Annotated in this window: 19 protein-coding genes; 5 read left to right on the plus strand and 14 right to left on the minus strand. The window is 70.4% G+C overall.

What is annotated here, in order from left to right; genetic code table 11:
* The first annotated feature begins 35 nt into the window (after positions 1 to 35).
* Positions 36 to 638, plus strand: coding sequence for a TetR/AcrR family transcriptional regulator (locus tag AB0M93_RS38330; protein WP_364283603.1), 603 nt, complete (start codon positions 36 to 38; stop codon positions 636 to 638).
* Here AB0M93_RS38330 and AB0M93_RS38335 read toward each other — a convergent pair.
* A complete protein-coding gene (locus tag AB0M93_RS38335) occupies positions 628 to 1,533 on the minus strand; it encodes a LysR family transcriptional regulator (RefSeq protein ID WP_364283605.1) in 906 nt (301 codons plus the stop codon). The genes AB0M93_RS38330 and AB0M93_RS38335 overlap by 11 nt on opposite strands.
* Positions 1,534 to 1,619: 86 nt before the next feature.
* Here AB0M93_RS38335 and AB0M93_RS38340 point away from each other — a divergent pair, with 86 nt between their 5' ends.
* Positions 1,620 to 2,516: an EamA family transporter gene (locus AB0M93_RS38340; RefSeq protein WP_364283608.1), complete on the plus strand. Its 897-nt coding sequence runs from the start codon at positions 1,620 to 1,622 to the stop codon at positions 2,514 to 2,516.
* Here the strand turns inward: AB0M93_RS38340 and AB0M93_RS38345 are convergent.
* Positions 2,513 to 3,160: a DedA family protein gene (locus tag AB0M93_RS38345; protein ID WP_364283611.1), complete on the minus strand. Its 648-nt coding sequence runs from the start codon at positions 3,158 to 3,160 to the stop codon at positions 2,513 to 2,515. The two genes, AB0M93_RS38340 and AB0M93_RS38345, sit on opposite strands and share 4 nt — an antisense overlap.
* A 500-nt stretch (positions 3,161 to 3,660) precedes the next feature.
* Positions 3,661 to 4,092 (minus strand): SgcJ/EcaC family oxidoreductase, encoded by a 432-nt coding sequence (locus AB0M93_RS38350; RefSeq protein WP_364283614.1) that lies wholly within the window; start codon positions 4,090 to 4,092, stop codon positions 3,661 to 3,663.
* Positions 4,093 to 4,171: 79 nt separating this feature from the next.
* Here AB0M93_RS38350 and AB0M93_RS38355 point away from each other — a divergent pair, with 79 nt between their 5' ends.
* A complete protein-coding gene (locus AB0M93_RS38355) occupies positions 4,172 to 4,528 on the plus strand; it encodes a YciI family protein (protein WP_364283950.1) in 357 nt (118 codons plus the stop codon).
* Entirely contained in the window at positions 4,525 to 5,721 is a 1,197-nt protein-coding gene (locus AB0M93_RS38360) for a DUF6596 domain-containing protein (protein ID WP_364283617.1), read from the plus strand. Before AB0M93_RS38355 ends, AB0M93_RS38360 begins: the two co-directional genes overlap by 4 nt.
* 47 nt (positions 5,722 to 5,768) lie before the next feature.
* Here the strand turns inward: AB0M93_RS38360 and AB0M93_RS38365 are convergent, their stop codons facing one another.
* From AB0M93_RS38365 to AB0M93_RS38415, 11 genes are all read right to left on the minus strand, one after another.
* A complete protein-coding gene (locus AB0M93_RS38365) occupies positions 5,769 to 6,881 on the minus strand; it encodes an oligopeptide/dipeptide ABC transporter ATP-binding protein (RefSeq protein WP_364283620.1) in 1,113 nt (370 codons plus the stop codon).
* Complete coding sequence (locus AB0M93_RS38370) at positions 6,878 to 7,873, minus strand: ABC transporter ATP-binding protein (protein WP_364283623.1); 996 nt, start codon at positions 7,871 to 7,873, stop codon at positions 6,878 to 6,880. The genes AB0M93_RS38365 and AB0M93_RS38370 overlap by 4 nt, the downstream gene beginning before the upstream one ends.
* Before the next feature lie 6 nt (positions 7,874 to 7,879).
* Positions 7,880 to 8,809 carry an ABC transporter permease gene (locus AB0M93_RS38375; RefSeq protein ID WP_364283626.1) on the minus strand — a complete coding sequence of 310 codons (930 nt, stop codon included), beginning with the start codon at positions 8,807 to 8,809 and terminating at the stop codon, positions 7,880 to 7,882.
* Positions 8,806 to 9,807 (minus strand): ABC transporter permease, encoded by a 1,002-nt coding sequence (locus AB0M93_RS38380; protein ID WP_364283629.1) that lies wholly within the window; start codon positions 9,805 to 9,807, stop codon positions 8,806 to 8,808. The genes AB0M93_RS38375 and AB0M93_RS38380 overlap by 4 nt, the downstream gene beginning before the upstream one ends.
* 86 nt (positions 9,808 to 9,893) lie before the next feature.
* On the minus strand, positions 9,894 to 11,573 hold the full coding sequence (locus AB0M93_RS38385) for an ABC transporter substrate-binding protein (protein ID WP_364283632.1): 1,680 nt from the start codon (positions 11,571 to 11,573) through the stop codon (positions 9,894 to 9,896).
* A gap of 327 nt (positions 11,574 to 11,900) precedes the next feature.
* Complete coding sequence (locus tag AB0M93_RS38390) at positions 11,901 to 12,404, minus strand: uridine kinase (RefSeq protein WP_364283953.1); 504 nt, start codon at positions 12,402 to 12,404, stop codon at positions 11,901 to 11,903.
* 37 nt (positions 12,405 to 12,441) lie between these two features.
* Positions 12,442 to 12,876: a DUF2304 domain-containing protein gene (locus AB0M93_RS38395; RefSeq protein WP_364283635.1), complete on the minus strand. Its 435-nt coding sequence runs from the start codon at positions 12,874 to 12,876 to the stop codon at positions 12,442 to 12,444.
* Positions 12,877 to 12,888: 12 nt separating this feature from the next.
* The gene (locus AB0M93_RS38400) at positions 12,889 to 13,632 is read right to left on the minus strand and encodes a glycosyltransferase family 2 protein (RefSeq protein ID WP_364283638.1); all 744 of its coding nucleotides are present in this window, start codon (positions 13,630 to 13,632) and stop codon (positions 12,889 to 12,891) included.
* 17 nt (positions 13,633 to 13,649) lie between these two features.
* On the minus strand, positions 13,650 to 15,629 hold the full coding sequence (locus AB0M93_RS38405) for a DUF6541 family protein (RefSeq protein ID WP_364283641.1): 1,980 nt from the start codon (positions 15,627 to 15,629) through the stop codon (positions 13,650 to 13,652).
* Positions 15,630 to 15,690: 61 nt separating this feature from the next.
* Complete coding sequence (locus tag AB0M93_RS38410) at positions 15,691 to 16,986, minus strand: hypothetical protein (protein WP_364283956.1); 1,296 nt, start codon at positions 16,984 to 16,986, stop codon at positions 15,691 to 15,693.
* A gap of 8 nt (positions 16,987 to 16,994) precedes the next feature.
* Complete coding sequence (locus AB0M93_RS38415; protein WP_364283643.1) at positions 16,995 to 18,026, minus strand: glycosyltransferase family A protein; 1,032 nt, start codon at positions 18,024 to 18,026, stop codon at positions 16,995 to 16,997.
* Positions 18,027 to 18,097: 71 nt separating this feature from the next.
* Between AB0M93_RS38415 and AB0M93_RS38420 the strand changes: the two genes are divergently transcribed.
* Positions 18,098 to 19,207, plus strand: coding sequence for a UDP-N-acetylglucosamine 2-epimerase (locus AB0M93_RS38420; protein WP_364283646.1), 1,110 nt, complete (start codon positions 18,098 to 18,100; stop codon positions 19,205 to 19,207).
* Positions 19,208 to 19,260: the final 53 nt, after the last annotated feature.

Here is a 19,260-nt window from a genome sequence, read left to right on the forward strand (position 1 = left end):
ATCGGTACAGTGAGCCGAACTGTACTATCCAGTACATGGAGACGCAAGCGGCCACGACCCCGCGGGGCAAGCGGACGCGCGACGCGATCGTCGACGCGGCCGCCGCGCTGATGTACGTCGACGGTGTCGCGGGCACGAGCGTCGACAAGGTGCTGGCTGCGAGCGGCGCCGGGAAATCGCAGATGTACCACTACTTCAAGAACAAGGAACAGCTGGTCGAGGCCGTGATCGACCGGTACCTCGAGCAGATCCTCGGCAACCAGCCGGCGATCTTCACGCTGGCCTCCTGGGCCGATCTCGAGACGTGGACCGAGCAGCTGCTGGACATCCACCGCCGCGCGGGTGCGCCGATCGCCTGCCCGCTGGGCAACCTCGCCGGCGAAGTGGGCGACAACCCGAAGCTCGCGCCGCTGGTCGACCGGGCGTACCGGACCTGGGAGTCCCACCTGGAGCGTGGGCTGACCACGTTGCAGGACAAGGGCGAGCTCGACCCCGGCGCCGATCCGGCGCGGCTGGCGCAGGCGGCGATGACGTCCGTCCAAGGTGGACTGCTGCTGGCGCACATCCGGCACGACCTCACCGCGCTGGAGGACGCGCTGGGCATCGCGCTGGCCTACCTGCGCGGCTTCAAGCGGTGAGCTGAACGATTTCCGCGCGCAGCTCCGCGATCACCTGGGCCACCGCCGGCCGCTGGCGGGCGCCGGTCCGGCAGACCGCCTCCACCAGGCGAGCCGCGCGGATGCCGGCCAAGGGGCGCCCGACCAGGCCGCTGCCGCGGCGGGTGTCCATCGTGTAGCGCGGCAGCAGCGCGATCCCGTGCCCCGCGGCGACCAGCCGCTCGGTGATGCGGAAGTCGTTGATCCGCTGGACGACGACCGGCCGCACCCCGGTGCGGATGGTCAGCGAGCGCAGCACGTCGTCCACCGGGAAGCCGAAGTCGACGCTGATCCAGCGCTCGTCGGCCAGCTCCGACAGCTCCACGCGGCGCCGGTTCGCCAGCCGGTGCCCGACCGGCAGCGCGACGTCGAGCGGCTCCCGCAGCAGCGGCACGACGTCGAGGCGGCCGACGTCGAACTCCGGCGCGTGCTCGTCGCGGTGCGCCACGACGACGTCGTAGTCCGCGACCAGGCCCGGCACCTCCGGCGGCGTCATGTCGACGTCCCGGACGTCGATTTCCAGGCCGTCGTACCCGGCGACGCGGCTCAGCAGCCCGGGCAGCAGCATCAGCCCGGCCGACTGGAAGATCGCGATCCGCGCGCGCCCGCGCGGCGCGCTGCGGTAGGTGTCCAGTTCGGACTCGGCCCGCTCGAGCGCGGCGAGCACCTCATCGGCGCGGGCGACCAGCGCCCGGCCCGCGTCGGTCAGCCGCAGGCCCCGGCCGGCCGGCTCGGTGAGCGGCAGGCCGACCTCGCCCTGCAGCGCGCGCAGCTGCTGCGAAACCGCGGACGGCGTGCAGTGCAGCGCCCGCGCTGCGGCCGTCACGCTGCCGCGATCGGCGAACTCGCGCAGCGTGCGCAACCGGCCCAGATCCACGCCGTCAGCTTAGTTGAAGCACAGCTACAAGGTTCCTGCAGATATTCTCGCTGGTCCTTCACGGTCGACCTTGTCAGAGTGGAGGCATGCCCGCCCGTGATCGCCTGCTCGCCGTGCTCGTCGCCGTCCTGTGGGGCCTCAACTTCCTCGCCATCCACGCGACGCTCGGCCAGTTCCCGCCGGTGTTCGCCGGCGCGCTGCGGTTCGCCGTGATCGCGGTGCCGACGATCCTGTTCGTCCCGTGGCCGAAGGTGAAGGTGCGCCACCTCCTCGGCTACGGCCTGGGGTTCGGCACCGGCCAGTTCGCGTTCCTGTTCATCGCGATGGACACCGGGATGCCGACCGGGCTCGCGTCGCTGGTGCTGCAGGCGTCGGCGCCGTTCACGGTGCTGCTCGGCGCGGTCTTCCTGCGCGAACGCGTCACACCGCACCAGCTGGCGGGCATCGCGCTGGCGGTGGCCGGGATGGCGGCGATCGCGTGGCAGCGGTCCGGGCACGCGGCGCTGCTGCCGATGGTCCTGACGTTGCTGGCCGCGCTGAGCTGGGCGTTCGGCAACCTCAGCACGCGCAAGGCCGAGCCGGACAACCCGCTGCACTTCACGCTGTGGATGTCGGTGGTGCCACCGCTGCCGATGTTCGCGCTGTCGCTGATCATGGAGGGGCCGGCCGCGCAGTGGCGTTCCCTGACGACGCTCGGCACCCCGACGGGCCTGACCGCGCTGGGCGGCCTGACGTACGTGGTGCTGATCGGCACGGTCGTCGGATCGGGCCTGTGGACAACGCTGATGCGCCGCAACCCGGCCGGCGTCGTGTCACCGTTTTCGCTGCTGGTGCCGGTGGTCGGCCTGACGGCGTCGTTCCTGCTGCTGGGCGAGCGGCCGACCTGGCCGGAGGTCGGCGCCGCCGTGGTCGTGATCGCCGGGGTCCTGCTCGGCTCGCTGCGAACCGCACGCAAACCCGACCCCGAGCTCGTCGCGGTCTAGGCGGCGGTCTCTTCCTGCTTCGGGGCTTCCGCGGCGCTCTGGTGCTCGCGGCCGAGGCGCTTCTTCATGACGACGAAGACCACCGCGCCGAGCACGATGGCGGCCACGAGGCCGTACTTGGAGAAGTCGCCGAGCCACTTCTCGGCGGCCTCGCCGACGTAGTAGATGAGCGCGGTGGTACCACCCGCCCAGGCGATGCCGCCGAGGGCGTTGGCGATCAGGAACTTGGGGTAGTGCATGCGCAGCGACCCGGCGAGCGGGCCGGCGAGGATGCGCAGGAACGCGATGAACCGGCCGAAGAAGACGGCCCACATACCGCGTTTGTTGAAAATCCGTTCGGCGTTGGCGATGTGTGTGGGCCCGAAGTGCTTCGGGAATTTCCGCCCGGCCCAGGCGAACAGCCGCTGCCCACCGGTTTTCCCGATCAGGTAGCCGATGCTGTCACCGACGATGGCACCGGCACTGGCCACGACACCGACCCAGAGAGGGCTCAGGTTGGGGTGCGACAGCGTGAGCAAGGCGGCGCTGACCAGCACAACCTCACCGGGCAGGGGAATGCCGAGGCTCTCGATCATGATCACGGCGCCGACGATCAGGTACACCGAGATCGCCGGAATCGACGCCAGCCATTGGTCGATGTGCACAGCCCGTACCCCCTGGTACCTACGCCCGGATTGGTGTTCGCTTTCCGAAGGGTACCGGGGCCGGCACGCCCCGGGCGGCATCCTCAGGTATTGCCCGAGGTACGACTTTGGTCGGGGTCAGCCGATCGTGTCGCCCGGAAACAACGTTTTCGACGGCGGCCACGGTGGCGGCCCGAGGAGTCGGTGGTCGCGTGCCCCGAGTCGGCGGCGGCGTCCGCCCGGCAGATCGCCCGCGGCATCCGGCGCCAGCCGGCCTGGCCGCCACCTCGACGGCCGGCCCCACCGACCACACCCCCCCTGCCGACCCGATACGTAGCCGCATCAGCGGCCGCTGAACAATCCGGCGTCCGGGTCGGTAGGGGCATCACCCGTGACCACCGGGGCATCACACGTGACCAGAGAGGCATCACGCGTGATTCCCGGGACAACTCACCCCCGAACGAGCGATCCCCAGAGTTGTCCACAGGCTCCACCCCCATGTGGACAACTCCGGCCGGCCGTCAGGGCTTCAGGTCGACCGCCGCGCTCAGCGTTCCGTCCATGTAGAACGGCACCGAGTCGTGCACGTGCGTGATCCGCCACTCGCCGCCCTCACGCCGGAAGCACACCGTCGAGCGGAACCACAGCTCGAATCGCGCCGGTGCTCCCTTCGGGGTCGTCGACATGCGGTTCAGTGAGTGGCTGTACGCGATGTCTCCGCCGATCGTGATCTCCAGATCGCGGATCTCGTACTCGATCGGGCCCTCGAACGTCTCGAACCACGCCTTCCGGGCCGCGACGTCGATGACCTCCGCGCCGCGGTGCACCAGCGGCGGGGCCAACGTGAACGCCACGACGTCGGGCGCGTAGTGGGAGCCCAACGTCGAAGCGTCGCGGGCCGTCATCGCGATCTCGCGGGTGGCCATCAGTTCGCGGATCTGCTGCTCGCTCATGTCATTCTCCTCACAGGTGGTGCTTGCCGAGAGACGTAGGCGCCACCAAGCGGATTTCGACATCCTCGCGGAGGCGAACGTGAAATACGTGGTGCTGATCTACGGCAACCCCGAGTCGCGCAAGGCTTGGGAGGGCATGAGTGACGAGCAGCGGGCCGCCGGGCTCGCCTACTACCAGCAGCTCAACGATGATCTCGATGCCTCCGGTGAGCGGATCGTCTCCGAACGGCTCGCCTTTCCCGAACTGACCAAGCGGGTGGGCAGCAGCGCCACCGACGGGCCGTTCGCCGAGGCCAAGGAGTTCCTCGCCGGCTTCTACCTGCTCGACTGCGAAAGCGAAGACCGCGCCCTCGAGATCGCGGCGAAGTTTCCGGAGGCGTCCTTCGGCAAGGTCGAGGTGCGGCCGGTGATGGGATTGCACGGACCGGAGCTGTGAGCGACGTCGAGCGCCTGCTCCGCGAGCTCGCGCCGCAGGTCCTCGCCGCGCTCGTCCGGCGGTACGGCGGCTTCGACACCTGCGAGGACGCCGTTCAGGAGGCGCTGCTGGCCGCCGCTCGGCAGTGGCCCGTCGAGGGGGTCCCGGATCACCCGAAGGGGTGGTTGATCACGACCGCGTCCCGGCGGCGCATCGAGCAGTGGCGCAGCGACACCGCGCGGCAACGGCGGGAGGAAGCCGTCGTGCTCGCCGAGCCGCCCGGCCAGGAGCCGGTCAGCGGCGTCGACGACACGCTGACCCTGCTGCTGCTCTGCTGCCGCCCCTCGCTGACGCGGCCGTCGCAGGTCGCCCTCACCTTGCGCGCGGTCGGCGGGCTGACCACCGCCGAGATCGCCCGCGCCTTCCTCGTGCCCGAGGCCACGATCGGCCAGCGCATCAGCCGCGCGAAACAAAAACTGAAAGGCGAGCAGCTCACGGGCGACGACCGCCCCGAGCGGCTGGCCGCGGTCCTGCAGGTGCTCTACCTGATCTTCACCGAGGGCCACACCGCCAGCTCGGGCGACGCACTCAGCCGCGTCGACCTGACGACCGAGGCGATCCGGCTGACCCGGCAGCTGCGCGCGGAACTCCCGGCCGACGGCGAGGTCACCGGCCTGCTGGCCCTGATGCTCCTCACCGATGCCCGCCGGCCGGCCCGGGCCGACGCGTCCGGGGCGCTGGTCCCGCTCGCCGCCCAGGACCGGAGCCGGTGGAACCGGGCGTTCATCGACGAGGGCGTCGAGCTGATCACGCACGCCCTCGCGACGGCGCCGGTCGGCCCCTACCAGCTGCAAGCGGCGATCGCCGCGGTCCACGACGAGGCCGCCGACGCCGAAGCGACCGACTGGGCCGAGATCCTCACCCTCTACGACCTGCTGCGGGTCGTCGCGCCGGGGCCGATGGTGACGCTGAACCGGGTGGTGGCGTTCGCGCAGGTCCACGGCCCGCGGGCCGGGCTGGTGGAGCTGGCGGAGGCGGCGGAGGACCCCGCGCTGGCCGGGCACCACCGGGTCGACGCGATCCGCGCGCACCTGCTCGAGCTGTCCGGGGACGCGGCCGGGGCTCGCGCGGCGTACCTGGCCGCCGCCCGGCGGACGCTGAGCCTGCCGGAACAGGCGTACCTGCAGTCGCGGGCCGCCAAGCTGGAGACATGAGAACGGCCGGCCGGGACGAGGCCCGGCCGGCCGTGCTCAGCGAAGCGTCACAGGATCTCGGCTGCGGTGCCGACGTCCGGCGGGCCCAGGTCGGGGTTGAGCGCCCCGGTGAGCTCCACCAGTTCCGGCTCCACCTCGTGCGGCTGGATGCGCCCGTCGCGGATGTCCTCCGCGTAGTGGCACGCCACCCGGTGCCCGCCGCCGATCTCGCGCAGCTGCGGGCGGTCGGTGTCGCACAGGCTCGCCTGCTTCCACGGGCAGCGCGTGTGGAAGCGGCAGCCCGACGGCGGGTTCGCCGGCGAAGGCAGGTCACCGGCGAGCAGGATCTGCTCGCGGGTGTCCTCGACCTGCGGGTCCGGCACCGGGATGGCCGACAGCAGCGCCTTGGTGTACGGGTGCAGCGGGTCCCGGTAGAGCGAGTCCGCGTCGGTCTCCTCGACCAACGCGCCCAGGTACATCACGCCGATGCGGTCGGAGATGTGCCGCACCACCGCGAGGTCGTGCGCGATCACCACGTAGGTCAGGCCGAGCTGGTCCTGCAGGTCCTCCAGCAGGTTCACCACCTGGGCCTGCACCGAAACGTCCAATGCGGACACCGGCTCGTCGGCGACGATCAGGTCCGGCTCCACCGCCAGCGCCCGCGCGATGCCGATGCGCTGGCGCTGCCCGCCCGAGAACTCGTGCGGGTACTTGCGCAGCGACGTCTCCGGGAGGCCGACCGCGGCCAGCAGCTGCCGCAGCCGCCGCTGGGTGGCTTCCTTGTCCTTGTCGAGGCCGTGCGCGTGCATGCCCTCGACGAGGATGGACTCGACCGACTGGCGCGGGTCCAAACTGGACATCGGGTCCTGGAAGATCATCTGCATCCGGCGCCGGGCCTTCCGCAGTTCCTCGCCCTTGAGCTGGGCGACATCGGTGCCGTCGAACACCACGTGCCCGGAAGTGGGCTCGTTGAGCCGCAGGATCGCCCGGCCCAAAGTGGACTTGCCACAGCCGGATTCGCCCACCAGGCCGTAGGTTTCGCCTCGCCGGATGGCCAGGTCGACGCCATCGACCGCGTACACGTGCCCGACCGTCCGGTCGAACACGACGCCGCTCTTGATCGGGAAGTGCACCTTGAGGTCGGTGACCTCGAGCAGCACGTCACCAGCAGGACGGGTCATCGGGTTCCTCCTCCCGCGGCGACCGCGGGCCGCACGGGGTTGTGACAGCGCAGCAGGCCGCCCTGGTCGGGCACCAGCTGCGGCTGGACCTCGCGGCAGACCGGCAGCGCGTTGGGGCAGCGCGGCGCGAACGCGCACCCGTGGTCCCACGGGATGTTGTCGGACACCGAACCCCGGATCGGGATCAGCTTCTCGCCGCGACCCGCGTCCAAGCGCGGGATCGAGGCCAGCAGACCGTGCGTGTACGGGTGCCGCGGCTCGGCGAACAGCTGGTGCCGCTGCGCCCGCTCGACGATCTTGCCGCCGTAGAGCACGTTGACCTCGTCGCACAGCCCGGCGACCACGCCGAGGTCGTGCGTGATCATGATCAGCGCGGTGCCGGTGTCCTGCACCAGTTCCCGCAGCAGCGCCAGGATCTGCGCCTGGATGGTGACGTCCAGCGCGGTGGTCGGCTCGTCGGCGATGAGCAGCCGCGGCCGGCACGCCAGCGCGATCGCGATCAGCGCGCGCTGCCGCATCCCGCCGGAAAGCTGGTGCGGGTACTCGGAAAGCCGGCGCGACGGGTCGGGGATGCCGACCTTGTCGAGCAGGTCCACCGCTTCGACGGACGCCGCCTTGCGCGACATCCCGCGGTGGCGCTCCAGCACCTCGGTGATCTGCAGCCCGATCGGGATGACCGGGTTCAGCGAGGACAGCGGGTCCTGGAACACCATGCCGAGGTCGCGGCCGCGGCGGTCGCGCATGTCCCTGTCGGACAACGAAAGCAGGTCGGTACCTTCGAAGCGCACGGAACCACTGACCTTGTTGCCGCGCTTGGCCAGCAGCCGCATGATCGCCAGCGACGTCACGGACTTGCCGCAGCCGGACTCGCCGACCAGGCCGACCGTCTGGCCCGGCTCGACGTCGAAGCTGACGTTGTCGACCGCGGTGAACGACTGCTCGCCACGGCGGACGAACTGGACCGTGAGGTCACGGACTTCAAGGAGTGCCATCGGTGTTCACCGCCTGTTCTTCGGGTCGAGGGCTTCGCGGAGGGACTCGCCGAGCAGCGTGAACCCGAGCGCGACGATGATGATCGCGATCGCCGGGTAGTACGCGAGCTCGGGCCGGACGTCGAGGAACTGCCGGGCACCCTTGCTCAGCATGATGCCCCACTCCGCCCGGTTCGGGTCCGGGTCGCCCAGACCGAGGAACGACAGCGCCGCGGCCTCCAGGATGGCGGTGGCCAGGGTCAGCGTGGCCTGCACGATGACCGGCCCGAGCGAGTTCGGCAGCATGTGCCGGAACACGATCGCGCCGCGCTTCACGCCCAGCGACGTCGCCGCGAGGACGTGGTCGCTGCTGCGCTGCGTCAGCATCGAGCCGCGCAGCAGCCGCGCGAAGATCGGCACGCCGATCAGCGAGACGGCGAGGATCACCGTCCACTGGCTCGGCTTGGCGAACAGCGCCGCGACCGAAATCGCCAGCAGCAGCGACGGCACCGACAGCATGACGTCGACGAGCCGCATGAGGACGGTGTCGACCCAGCCGCCGAACGCGCCGGCGAGCCCGCCGATGATGATGCCGAGGAGCACGCCGATCACCGTGGCCAGCACGCCGACGAGCAGGGTGTTCTGCGCGCCGACGATCAGCCGCGACAGCTCGTCGCGGCCGAAGTCGTCCACGCCGAGCGGGAAACCGGGCTGGCTGCCGGGGATGATTCCCTGGCCGAGGGCGACCTTGTCCTGCAGGTAGCGCTCGAACGGGTCCTTGGGCGCGATCAGCGGCGCGAACACCGCCAGCAGCACGAAGAGGCCGGTGATCACGCCACCGGCGATGGCGACCGGGCTGCGCAGCATCCGCCGCAGGGCTTCGCGGCCGAGGCTGTTCCCGCTCGCCGCGGCCAGCTTGTCGATCGGCTCTTTCTTCTTGTTCAGCAGAGTGTTCATCGCACACGCACCCTCGGGTCGATGATCCCGTACGAGACGTCGACCAGCATGTTCACCAGCACGTACACCAGCGCGCCGAAGAGCAGCAGCGCTTGGAGCCGGGGGTAGTCACGCCGTTCGATGCCTTCGGCCAGCAGGAACCCGAGGCCGCGGAAGTTGAACACCCGCTCGGTCAGCACCGCGCCGCCGAGCAGCGCGCCGGTCTGCAGGCCGATGGTGGTGACCACCGGGAGCAGGCCGTTGCGCAGCACGTGCCGGCGGCGGACCACCGGCTGCGTGAGGCCCTTCGAGTTGGCCGTGCGGATGAAGTCCTCGTTGAGCACTTCCAGCACCGACGCGCGGGTGATCCGGGTGATCACCGCGAGCGGGATGGTGGCGAGCGCGAACGCCGGGAGGATCAGGTGCTTGATCGCGTCCCAGACGGCGTCCCACTCGCTCGTCATGATGCCGTCGAGGATGGCGAAGTTGGTGATGGCGGTCGCGTCCAGGCCGGCGGTCTGCCGTCCCTGCGACGGCAGGCCCAGCGGCCCGGCGAGCAGGTCCTGCATCATGTAGCCGAGGAAGAAGACCGGCACCGCGACACCGATCAGCGTCAGCACGATGATCACGTTGTCGGCGACGCCGCCGCGGTAGCGGGCCGAAAGGTAACCCGCCGGGATGCCGATGACCACCGCGATGATCATCGCGGAGATGCCCAGCTCGATGGTGGCCGGCAGGAACGTGCCGATCTCCGACATCACCGGCTGGGTGGAGACCAGCGAGGCGCCGAAGTCACCGGTGAGCGCGCGGCCGAGGAACTTGAAGTACTGGATGATGACCGGCTGGTCGAGCCCCAGCACGTGGTTGAGGTTGGCAATCTTCTCCGGCGTTGCCTTGTCGCCGAGGAGGGCGGCCGCGGGCCCTCCGGGCAGCGAACGGAGCCAGGCGAAGACCAGGATGGACAGGATGAGCAGCGTCGGGATCGCTTGTAGCAGCCGACGCACGAGAAAACGGAGCACTTGCAGTCCTTAGGTGGCAGCCCGCTGAGTACGGAACATGGGGTGGGCGCGGTAGCACCCACCCCATGCCTCGCAATGTGGAACCGTCAGTTGACAGTCACGGTGTTGAACCGCTCGTCGGTCAGCGGACTGGCGACCAGGCCCTTGACCTTCGGGCCGACCACGATCGCGGGCGGGCCGTAGGAAATCGGGATGGCGGGCAGGTAGTCCATGATCTGCTTGTTGACTTCCTGGTACGCCTTGGCGTGCGCGTCGCCGGCGGGCGAGGCGTCCGCGGCGGCCAGCGCCTGGAACAGCTGCGGGTTGTCGAACCCGAACTCCTTCTTCGTGCGGCCGAAGAAGGTGCCCACGAAGTTGCCGGCGTCGTTGTAGTCACCGGTCCAGCCGAGCAGGTGCAGGTCGTGCTTGCCGAACTTCTGCACGTCGTCCTTGTAACCGCCGTTCCACGGCTTGGCGACCGGCTCGATCTTGACGCCGATGGCCTTCAGGTCCTCCGAGATCGAGGTGAAGACGTCCGCCGGGTTGGGCATGTACGGACGGGTGACCTCGGTCGGGTAGTAGAACTTCAGCGTCAGGTTCGTCGCGCCGGCTTCCTGGAGCAGCTGCCTGGCCTTCGCCTGGTCGTACGGGTACTTGGTGACGTCGTCGGTGTAGCCGGAGATCGTCTTGGGCACGAACTCGTTGGCGACCTCGGCACCCTCGGGCAGCTTGCTCTTCACGAACTGCTCGCGGTTGATGCCGTAGGCGAGTGCCTGGCGGACCTTGATGTCCTTCAGCTTTTCGCCGGCCGGGCCGGACTGGTTGATGCCGAGGTAGAGCACGTTGAACGGCGGGCGCACCAGCACCTGCTCGCCCTCGTTGCGCAGCAGGCCGTAGTCCGCGGGGGCCGGGTAGTCGTAGCCCTGGATGTCGCCGGCCTTGAGCGCCTGCTTGCGGGCGTTCTCGTCCGGGATCACCTTGAAGATCAGCTTGTCCAGCTTGGCCGTCTGGGTCGGGCTGGTGTCGTTCTTGGACAGGGCGATCTCACCCTTGCCCTGGTCCCAGCCGTCGAACTTGAACGGGCCGGTGCCGACCGGGTGCTTGTTCGCGTACTCGCTGTAGGTGAACGAGTCGCCGGACTGGGCGACTTCGTCGGCCTTGTACTGCTTGAGCGCGGTCGGGCTCTGCATCGCGAACGACGGCAGGGTGAAGGCCGCCGGGAACGCACCCTTCGCCTTGTTCAGGTTCACCACCGCGGTCGCCGGGTCCTTGGCTTCGCAGCTCTTGTAGACCGGGTCGCTGTAGTCGGTGCTCTCGTTCTTGGCGAACCCGCCGAAGACGTCGGCGTAGTAGATCATCTGGCTCTGGGCGGCGGCGCCCTTCATGTTGTACCAGCGGTCGAAGTTGAAGCAGACCGCGGTCGCGTCGAACGGGGTGCCGTCGGAGAACTTCACGCCCTGCTTGAGGGAGAAGGTCCAGGTCTTGCCGTCGTTGCTCGGCTCCCACTTCTCGGCCAGCGAGGGCTCGAGGTCGGCGGTGCCCGGCTTGTTCTGGATCAGCGTGTCGAAGATCTGGCGCGTGATCCGGAAGGTCTCGCCCTCGTCGTTGAAGATGGGGTCGAACAACTTCGGGTTGCCGGCCGCGCCGAAGATCATGGTGCCCCCGGAACCACCCCCTGCGCCCTCGTCACGCTTGGATTCCGCACAGGCGGACAGCGAAACCGCGAGCGCGCCGGTGAGCCCGATCAGGGCCACGCGGCGTGTTCGGGTCAGCCGCAATTGCTGCATCTGGCACCCCTTGGGAGATGTTCGGGTTCAAAGTCACCGTCCGGTCGGTCAGGAACTCGACGGACGATCGGTGTGCTCGCCGACACTAGCGGGAACTCGGCCCGCACTTAAGCACGTGAGGTTACGATCGCGCTACGTGGGCGTCGATTTGACCGCAATGTGTCCCTAAATCGCGACAGAAAGTGACCGTTTGGGTGCTCTGGCTGCATGCCGTGCCGGATCACTAACTCAGATGGCGGTACCGACATTAGTCCGGTCGTGTTGCGGTCGCCCGTCGGCTTGATCGATCCGGAACGGGTCGCGCACGCAGGGTGACCGGCCGACCCACTACGAAAGTCGGGTTCCGGCCGCCCCGGGGGTGCCGTCGACGGCGAACCAGCCGCGCTCGAACCGTTGCCAGCGGCCCAGTTCGGCCCGCGCGGCCGCGCCGTCCCGCGCGACGGCCCTGGCCAGCCGTTCGGCCGCTGAGCCGCCGCCGACCCAGCAGAGGTGCGAAAGCAGGGGTCTTACCGAAGTGCGGCCGCTGGAGACGCCCTCCAGCACGAGAACCTCCGGCACGGCCACCCGGACGAGCTCACCCGGCCGGGGCACCCCGGTGGTCCAGTCCATCTGCCGGTAGGCCCCCGGCAGGCCGGCCGCCAGGGGCCGCAGGACGCCCTCCACGAGCCGTGGCCACCACCCGACCGGGTCGTCCCACGTCGCGAAGGCGTCGGTGCTCACCAGCTCGGTACGGCACCCGCGGGCCCGGAGCCCGGCGACGACCTGCGCGGCGAGTGTGGACTTCCCCGCGCCCGACGGCCCGTCGACGGCCAGCACCCGCACCCCGCCCAGCCGCGCGGGCGCGGCGAGCAGGGCCTCGATCAGCGCGTCACTTGCTGAGGCGCTCGACCTCGGGAAGCCCTTTGACGTCGTCGGGAGCCGCCGTCTTCGCCTCCAGCTCGGCGATCCGGCTCGCCAGCTCGCGGCGGCTGTCCTCCAGCTCGCAGCGCAGCAGCGCGATCTCCTCGATCGAGGTGCGCACCTCTTCCTCCAGGTGCCCGACCTCGGTGGACAGGTGCAGCGACACGAGCGCCAGCACGACGCCGGCGAGGAGGAAGACGAAGTTCGACGGCGTCTGCACGCCGGTGTGGAGGGCCAGGAACTCGGCGGCCTGCGGGACCACCGCGAGCACGACGACGCCGATCGCCACGATCAGCCACACGCCCGCGTACTTCTCGCGCAGCTTCCGCCGCCGCATCATCTCGAGGACGACGAACAGCACGATGCAGGCGACGACGATGCTGAGGATGCGCCAACCGGCCATTTCCACTTCCCCTTACGCCGAGTCGGACGAGTCGACCGCCGGACGCCGGCGCACCAGCGCCAGCAGCAGTGCGAGCCCGGCCCGGCTCAGGTAGACGGCCGACTTCACGGGCGAGTGGCTGGGCGTACCGGCCACCCGCTCCCGCATGACGACCGGGATCTCCTTGATGGTCAGCTTGGCCCGGATGGCCATCACCAGCGACTCCACGGTGTCACCGAGGTACTCCGCCGGGTAGTAGCCGGCGAAGAGCCGGATCGCGCGCGGCCCCATCGCCTTGAAGCCCGACGTGACGTCGGTGAGCTTGGTCTTCGCCAGCCGCGAGAACACGAGCGAGAGCGCGACCATGGCGTACTTGCGCGGCCCGCTCGCCTTGTACGAACCCTTGCCGGCGAACCGGGAGCCGATCACGATGTCCGCGTCGTCCAGGCCGCGCAGCAGGGCGTCGAGCTCGTCGGGGTCGTGCTGGCCGTCCGCGTCCACCTGTACGACGACGTCGTAACCGCGGGCGGCGGCGTACCGGAAGCCGGTGCGCATCGCCCCGCCGACGCCGAGGTTCACCGCGAGCCGGGCCACCTCGGCCCCGGCCGCGCGGGCGAGCTTGGCGGTGTCGTCGACCGAGCCGTCGTCGACGACGAGCAGGTCACCGTCCGGCAGGGCGCGTTTCACCTGCTCGATGACCGACGCGACACTCGCCGACTCGTTCAGCGCGGGCATCACGATGAGCACCCGGCGGCTGGTCACGGAGGTCCTTGACACGCGATCACTCTAGCCCTTCACTTCCCGTGACCGGCCGCGGACCCTGGCGCCGCACCCGCCGTGACGACGTCCTGCTGGCCCTCGATCTCGTAGATCGACGCGCCGGGATTGCGGAACACCAGCTTGAAGCCGGGGTCGGACTCGAGGTGGTCGAGACCGACGCCGTTCTTCGTCGTCGCCGTGACGTGGCCCGAGCCGACGAACACGTACCGGACCTTGAGGTCGGTCAGTTCCTGGCGCACCTTCGGGTACTTGCCGAGGTCGTTGAGGAACACGCTGAGGTACCCGGCCGGGGTGTTCGATTCGGCGCCGTAGAACGTCCATTCGACCGGCTGGACGCCGTTGAGCGCGTACATCCACACCGAGCCGTCGGCCTTGCCGTTCATCACCCGCTCGCCCGGCGCGACGTGCGCGGCGAGCCAGCCGAACGCCTGGCGCTCGTCGTTGCTGACCGTCGGGCCGCCGCTGTAGTTGAGCTGCAGCCGGGCGGCGTTGCGGCCGATGTAGCCGCCGCGGCTCAGGCCGCCCACGACGAGCGCGAGCAGCACCACGCCGACCGCGACGAGCGTCACGGGCCGGACGTTCGGCAGCCGGGCGCCCGCCTTGCCCGCGAACCAGCGGGCCGCAGTGTCGGTGAACTCGCCGAACGCGACCGCGCCGGCCAGCGGGACCAGCGCGCCGATCCGCCAGTGGTCGTTGTAGAAGATGCCGGTCAGGGTGTGGATGAGCGGCGTCTCCAGCGACACGGTGAACGCGAAGAGCCCGCCGAACACGACGTAGGCGGCGACCATCCACACCATCCGCCGGTGCTTGGCCAGCAGGAAGATGCCGATGATGGCAGGCACGCCGATCCACCACTGCGGGAACGCCGCCATCGGCGAGAACGTGATCGTCTCGCCGAGGCCGCCGCTGACCGTCGCGTCCGAGGCCCAGAACGCGCTCGTCACGCCGCCCGCGTTGTAGAGCGAGGGCAGCGCGAGCGGCAGCCCGCAGACCACGGCCAGCACGACGGTCGCGGCCAGCGAAGGCGCGGACCGGCGCCAGTCGATGCGCTCGAACTTGACCAGCACGGCGAACAGGATCAGCAGGAAGTACACGACGACGACGAACGCGACGCTGGTGTGCAGCCCGATCAGCCCGGCGACGGCGACGCCGATCGCCACCGGCCCGGCGAGGCCCCGCGGCTGCAGCAGCAGGCGGGCCAGCGCGAGCGCGGCCGGGATCAGCGCGACGCCGGCGACGTAGGGCCACAGCGGCCCGCGCCACAGCGAGTCGTACGGGAAGTTGGTGAACGACACCGAAACCGCCGCGGCCGCGGCGACCGCGAGGGCCGGCATCCGCCACACGTGGCACATCGCGGCGACGCCGACGGGCACGCACAGGATGACGGTGAGCGCCGCCATGTTCAGCGTCGGCATCATCGCCAGGCCGGCCTTGTCGAAGACCAGCGCGAGCAGGGCGTGGTAGGTGTCCGGGTAGAAGTAGTTCGCCTGGCCCGGCAGGTTCGCGATCGTGCCGACGGTCGACGGCCGGGCGTCGCCGTGCTCGGCGATCCAGCGCACCAGGTTGGCGTGGAACGGCGCGTCCCAGCCCTGCTGGACCTGGTTGAGGCCCCGCGCGCCGCGCAGGAACGTGACGATCCCGATCACGCTGCCGGCCAGCACACCGGCGCCGATCAGCAGGTGTTCCCGCAGGGACCGGGCGGGCGGCGCCGCGGCGGCGTCCGTTTCGGCCCACTCGGGGTGGCGCCGGGCGGTGAACCGCAGCACGAGGAACGCCAGCCCGAAGGCGACGGCCGAGAGCAGGAGCGTCCACAGTGCGACGTCGAGGATGTTCCAGCGGATGCCGAGCCCGCCGAGCACCGGGACGCCGAGGCTCACGACGCCGAACGTCAGGAGCGGCGCGGCCGCGGCGAGCAGCCAGCCGCGGAGCCGGATCGCCGCCCCGAAGACGAGGCCAGGCAGCCAGAAGGCGAGCACGACCAGAAGTACGTTCATGGTTTTCCGCTAACCAACCTCACCGGCGTTTCACGCCGACCTGTCCGGGGTACGGCCGGGGTCACCCTACTGGGACGTCCGGAGCGGCCTGCACGTTGCCCGGCCGTCGCAACACGAACACCAGCACGACCACCAGGCCCAGCGTGGGTCCCCCGGCCAGGCCGGCGACGGCCTTGAGGATCGGGTCGCCGGGCACGAGCAGCAGGGTCGCCGCGGTCGAGACCGCGACCACCGCCCACGTGACGAGCACCTTGTTCGCCTCTTTGCGGGCCACGAGCACGGCCGTCATCAGCTGCAGCGCCGTGAGCAGCACCGCACCCCAGACCATCCACGCCACCCACCAGCCCTGGGCGACGAAGTCCTTGTTGTAGAGCAGCGACACCAGCCAGGGCCCGATCAGCCAGCCGACCAGCGCGCCGACCACGCCGACCACGACCGTGCCGAACGCGCCGGCCGCGAGGAGCTTCCGCAGCCGGTGCCGTCCTTCATCGGTGCCCGAAAGCCGGACGACCGTCGGCACCGCGAGCGCCTGCAGCGGGGACAGCAGCAGCAACGGCACCCGGGAGACGGTGAGCGTGGCGAACAGGACGCCGACGTCCCGCGCGGACCCGCCGGGTGCGAGCAGGCTGACCATCGCCGGGTAGCCGGTGATGACGCTCGCGGTGAGCGCGGCACCGGCCATCAGGACGAGGATCCGGCCGGTCACCGGCCCCCAGCCCTCGCCGTCGGCGTGCGGGTCGACCAGGCGGCTGACCGGCCGGACGAACAGCAGCCACGCGAAGGAGCCGGCGGCCGCCGCGATCGCGAACGACGTCACGCCGGTGAGCCCGGCGGCGGCGATCCCGAGCAGCACGACCACCCGGACCGCGGCCTCGGCCACGACCAGCCCCGAGTACGGCTTGATCCGCTGCTGCCCGACGAGCAGGCCGCGCGCGGCGAACTGGCAGGCGAACGCGACCGCCCCGCACAGCACGATGACGCCGAGCGCGGCGTTCCCGCCGTAGAGCCGGTCCGAGAGCACCGGCACCACCAGGGTCAGGGCCGCGACGACGGCGACGGCCACCGCGCCGACGGTCAGCGCCCGCAGCGCGGGCTTGCCGGCCTTGCCGCCGTCGAGCGCGGCCACCGCGGACTGGCGGGACAGCTCCTGCTCGAGCGGCGACAGCGCGCTGCCGAGGCCCATCAGGATGCCCCAGAACGACAGGTAGACCTTGCTGTTCACCGGGCCGAGCCAGCGCGTCGCGACCACGGTCAGCACGTACCCGAGCGCGATGGCGACCAGCAGCGAGAGGCCGATCTTCCCGGCCGAGCGCCCGGTTTCCTTCGCCAGGCTGCGCCCGTCCGCCTCGTCGGTCATCGGCGAGCTCATCGGCCCTGCTCGCCCCGCCGACGGCGGGCACGCAGCGCCATCACCAGGCCACGGACGGCACCCGCGCCGAAGCCGGCGCCGAACACCGGGGCCAGCTTCGCGACGGCCTTGGCCTCGGCGGTCGTCGCGCCGAAGCGGGTCACGGCCGCGCCGGCCGCGGCAGAGCCGGCCGCGGCGAGCGCCACGGCCGTCTTCGGCCGCTTGGCCGCGACGGCGAGGCCGAGCAGGCCGACGCCGAACGCGGCGAACAGGCCGTTGCGGGCCGGGCCGGGCGAGCCGAGGTAGGAGTCCACGAAGGTCGTCCCGCGGAAGTAGGACTGGGCGACGAACTTCCTGAAACTGTCGCGCCCGTTGTAGGTCGCGGAGAACTCCGGGGCCAGGTGGATGCGGTGCCGTTCGGCGATCCAGCGCAGGACGCCGGTGTCGTCGCTGGCGAAGCGGACGTCGTCGAACAGCGAAACGAAAGCGTCGGAGGCCGCTTCGAGCACGGCTCGCGGCGCGAAGAAGAATCCGGTGCCCTTCGGGAAGAGGTCGAACTCCTCGATGCCGAAGGACATCAGGCGCGGGTTCGCGCAGTACCGGCGCCACGGGATCTTCACCAGGCCGGCCATGAAACCGGCGTACGGGTTGTGTTCCGAAGCGACGTTGACGTGGCCGTTCCAGACCGTCCGCTCGGGGTGGTCCACGAGCTGGTCGCGCAGGAAGGACAGCGACCCGGCGTCCATGACCACGCGGCTGTCGAGCAGCAGGATCTGCTCCCCCGCGGCCTTGGCGATGCCCGCCCGCCGGGCCTCGAACCGGCCCGAGTTGACCTGGCTGAGTACCGTGATGCCGCGGCGTTCGCGCAGGTCGTCGAGCCGCGACGGCGTCGCGTCGGTGCTGCCGTCGTCGACCACCACCACCTCGATCGGCCAGTTCGCCGCCTCGGCCGAGGCGAGCAGCGCGCCGACACTGCGTTCGATCCAGTCCTGCTCGTTGTAGACCGGGATCACGACGCTGAGCGAGGGGAGGAGCGGGTTCGCACTCACCGGGCCGAGGCTACCCGGCGGCCCCCGCGCCGGGTCGGCCAGTATCCTTACGCCACCGCACCCGACCAGAAATGGGCTCCCTGGTGATTTCCTTCATTCTCGGCACCACCGCGGAACTGATCAAGATCGCGCCGGTCTACCACGGGATCCGCGAGCGCGGGATGCGGCCGAAGATCTGGTTCACCGCCCAGCACGTCGACGAGGTCGCGGACGTACTGGCCGACCTGGACATGCCGGCGCCCGACGTCTGGCTGGTGCCGGAGGACAAGGCGCACAACCTCGAGTCGCCGGCGCAGGTGCCGGGCTGGGCCGCGCAGGTGCTGCGCACCGCGTGGGGCCGCCGCCACGAACTGCGCGCCGCGCTGACCGAGGACGGCCGTCCCCCGCTGGTGCTGGTGCACGGCGACACGTTCACCACGCCGTACGGCTCGCTGATCGGGAAGCGGATCCTCAAGGCCCGGGTCGGGCACGTCGAGGCCGGCGCGCGCTCGGGCAGCATCCTGTCGCCGCTGCCCGAGGAGCTGAACCGCAAGATCGCGGCGAAGATCGTCGACATCCACTTCGCGCCGAGCATCCGCGAGGTCAACAACCTGCGGCACGCCCGCGGCGTGGTCGTCGACACCGAGGCGAACACCGCGATCGACGCGATGCGCCTGGCCATCAACGGGCCGCTGGACGTGCCGAACCTGCCGGAGAAGTTCGGCCTGGCCACGCTGCACCGCTTCGAGCTGGTCTCGCGCCCGGACAAGTACCGCGAGGCCCTCGAAATCCTGCGCGAGCAGAGCCGCAAGATGCCGATCCTGTACATGGCCGGCGCGCCCGAGCGCGAAAAGATCCGCTCGCTGGGCATCGGCAACATCTTCGACGACCAGTTCATCGTCCAGCCGAAGATGCGGTACCTGAAGTTCCTGCCGCTGGTGGCCCGCGCCGAGTACGTCGTCACCGATTCGGGTGGTCTTTCGGCGGAGTGCTACTACCTCGGCCTCCCCTGCGCGGTGCACCGCGAGCGCACGGAGACCCCGCAGCACCTCGGCGAGACGGTGGTGCTGACCGAGATGCGCGGCGACAAGCTGCAGAACTTCCTCGACACGTACCAGAACCGCCGCGGTGAGTCCTGGATGGACAAGTACCACCCGTCCGAGATCGTCGTCGACACCCTCGCGCAGCTCGGCTACTGCTGAGTCCTTCGTCCGGGTGACCTCCCGTTTCTCCGGAGGTCAGCCGGGCAAAGTGT

The sequence above is a fragment of the Amycolatopsis sp. NPDC051102 genome (assembly GCF_040682815.1).
GTDB lineage: Bacteria > Actinomycetota > Actinomycetes > Mycobacteriales > Pseudonocardiaceae > Amycolatopsis.

Bases quoted from the DNA above. Each gene is read 5' to 3' on its own strand.
- AB0M93_RS38330 (WP_364283603.1), top strand. From the start codon at position 36: ATGGAGACGCAAGCGGCCACGACCCCGCGGGGCAAGCGGACGCGCGAC.
- AB0M93_RS38340 (WP_364283608.1), top strand. From the start codon at position 1,620: ATGCCCGCCCGTGATCGCCTGCTCGCCGTGCTCGTCGCCGTCCTGTGG.
- AB0M93_RS38350 (WP_364283614.1), bottom strand. From the start codon at position 4,092: ATGAGCGAGCAGCAGATCCGCGAACTGATGGCCACCCGCGAGATCGCG.
- AB0M93_RS38365 (WP_364283620.1), bottom strand. From the start codon at position 6,881: ATGACCCGTCCTGCTGGTGACGTGCTGCTCGAGGTCACCGACCTCAAG.
- AB0M93_RS38370 (WP_364283623.1), bottom strand. From the start codon at position 7,873: ATGGCACTCCTTGAAGTCCGTGACCTCACGGTCCAGTTCGTCCGCCGT.
- AB0M93_RS38375 (WP_364283626.1), bottom strand. From the start codon at position 8,809: ATGAACACTCTGCTGAACAAGAAGAAAGAGCCGATCGACAAGCTGGCC.
- AB0M93_RS38385 (WP_364283632.1), bottom strand. From the start codon at position 11,573: ATGCAGCAATTGCGGCTGACCCGAACACGCCGCGTGGCCCTGATCGGG.
- AB0M93_RS38395 (WP_364283635.1), bottom strand. From the start codon at position 12,876: ATGGCCGGTTGGCGCATCCTCAGCATCGTCGTCGCCTGCATCGTGCTG.
- AB0M93_RS38405 (WP_364283641.1), bottom strand. From the start codon at position 15,629: ATGAACGTACTTCTGGTCGTGCTCGCCTTCTGGCTGCCTGGCCTCGTC.
- AB0M93_RS38410 (WP_364283956.1), bottom strand. From the start codon at position 16,986: ATGACCGACGAGGCGGACGGGCGCAGCCTGGCGAAGGAAACCGGGCGC.
- AB0M93_RS38420 (WP_364283646.1), top strand. From the start codon at position 18,098: ATGGGCTCCCTGGTGATTTCCTTCATTCTCGGCACCACCGCGGAACTG.